The sequence below is a fragment of the Duganella vulcania genome (assembly GCF_009857655.1).
Taxonomy (GTDB): domain Bacteria; phylum Pseudomonadota; class Gammaproteobacteria; order Burkholderiales; family Burkholderiaceae_D; genus Rugamonas; species Rugamonas vulcania.
In genome coordinates this window covers 1-1,951 of sequence record NZ_WWCX01000229.1, presented here as the reverse complement: position 1 = coordinate 1,951, position 1,951 = coordinate 1, and the positions used below count along the sequence as shown (strand labels likewise).

At 69.2% G+C, this 1,951-nt stretch carries 2 protein-coding genes; both read left to right on the top strand.

The window, feature by feature from the left end:
- The first annotated feature begins 5 nt into the window (after window positions 1–5).
- On the top strand, window positions 6–1,193 hold the full coding sequence (locus GTP90_RS35555) for a nitrous oxide reductase family maturation protein NosD (protein ID WP_371875190.1): 1,188 nt from the start codon (window positions 6–8) through the stop codon (window positions 1,191–1,193).
- Window positions 1,174–1,951: ABC transporter ATP-binding protein (locus GTP90_RS35550; RefSeq protein WP_161087909.1), on the top strand; the 778-nt coding region annotated here is incomplete at its 3' end. The genes GTP90_RS35555 and GTP90_RS35550, both read left to right, overlap by 20 nt.

The following is a 1,951-nucleotide window of genomic DNA, read 5'->3' as shown; positions in this document are numbered from 1 at the left end:
TGCGGGTGCGCGCCGGCGAGTCGATCGCCGCGGCCATCGCGCAGGCCAAGCCGGGCGACACGGTGCGCGTGGAGGCGGGCCGCTACGTCGAACACCTGCGCATCGACAAGCCGCTGACGCTGCAGGGCGAGGGCCACCCCGTCATCAGCGGCGCCGGCAGCGCCGACGTTATCCGCGTCAGCGCGCCCGGCGTCACGCTGGCCGGCCTGGTGGTGCGCGACAGCGGCATCGACCTGACCGCGCAGAACGCCGGCATCTACGTGCTGCCGGGCAGCCACCGCGTGACCATCGCTGATTGCCAACTGGCCGCCAACCTGTTCGGCATCTGGCTGGAGCGCTCGGACGACGCGCAATTGCTGCGCAACGTGGTGACCGGCCGGTCCGACCTGCAATCGGCCGCGCGCGGCAACGGCATCCAGGTGTACGACACGCGCGGCGCGCAGGTGATCGGCAACGAAATCAGCGTCACGCGTGACGGCATTTACGTGGACGTCTCGCGCGACGCGCTGTTTCGCGGCAACCGCATCCACCACGTGCGCTACGGCACGCACTACATGAACACCAACCATAGCACCTGGGAAGGCAACGAGGTCTACCAGAACCGCGCCGGCCTGGCGCTGATGGAAGTGCGCAACCTGATCGTGCGCCACAACATCGCCTGGGGCAACGCCGACCACGGCATCATGCTGCGCACCATCCAGGACTCGGTCATCGAGGACAACGTGGTGGCCGGCAACGACCGCGGCTTCTTCATCTACGACGCCGAATACAACATCGTGCGCCGCAACCTGGTGATCAACAACCGCACCGGCGTGCACCTGTCGGCCGGCTCGTCCAACAACCAGGTCGACAACAACGACTTCATCGGCAACGAGGAGCAGGTGCGCTTCGTGGCCGCGCAGGACGTGCAATGGGGCCGCACGGCCGGCAACTACTGGAGCAACTACGGCGGCTGGGACCAGAACGCCGACGGCATCGGCGACCTGCCGTACGAGGCCAACGACGTGGTCGACCGCCTCGGCTGGCAGTACCCGCTGATGAAGCTGCTCAGCGCCAGCCCCGCGCTGCAGACGCTGCGCTTCGTCGCGCGCCAGTTCCCGCTGCTGCGGGCGCCGAGCGTGGTCGACAAGCATCCGCGCATGCGGCCCGCCTCCCTTGATTGGAAAAAATGGCATGACATCTACCCACGTTGAACCCGCCGGCGCCGCCGTGTCGCTGGCCGGCGTCGGACAGCGCTTCGGCGCGGTGACGGCGCTGCATGAAGTAACGCTCGACATCGCGCGCGGCGAAATGTTCGGCCTGATCGGCCACAACGGCGCCGGCAAGAGCACCTTGTTCAAGCTGATGCTGGGGCTGATCACGCCCAGCAGCGGCACGCTGCACGTGCTGGGCCAGCGCACCAGCGCGCCGGCGTTCCGCCAGGCGCGGCGCCGCATCGGCTACCTGCCGGAGAACTTCGTCACCTACGACAACCTCAGCGGCAGGGAAGTGCTGCACCTGTTCGCCGACCTGAAGCGGGTGGCGCGCGGCGCCTGCCCGGCGCTGCTGGAACAGGTCGGCCTGGCCGGCGCCGCCGACCGGCCGGTGCACGGCTATTCGAAAGGCATGCGGCAACGCTTGGGACTGGCGCAAGCGCTGCTGGGCGAGCCGGACCTGATCTTCCTGGACGAACCGACCAACGGCCTCGATCCGCAAGGCATCGCCGACTTCTACGCCATCCTGCGCGCGGTGCGGGCGCGCGGCGCCACCATCGTCATCACCTCGCACATCCTGGCCGAGATCCAGGACCGGGTGGACCGGCTGGTGATCATGCACGGCGGACGCATCGCCGCCCAGGGCACGCTGGCGCAGCTGCGCAGCGGCATGGCGTTGCGGCTGGGCGTGGTGGCGACCGTGGCGGAAGCGGACCAGGCGCAAGCGCTGGCCGCGCTGGCCGCGCTGCCGGGCGACG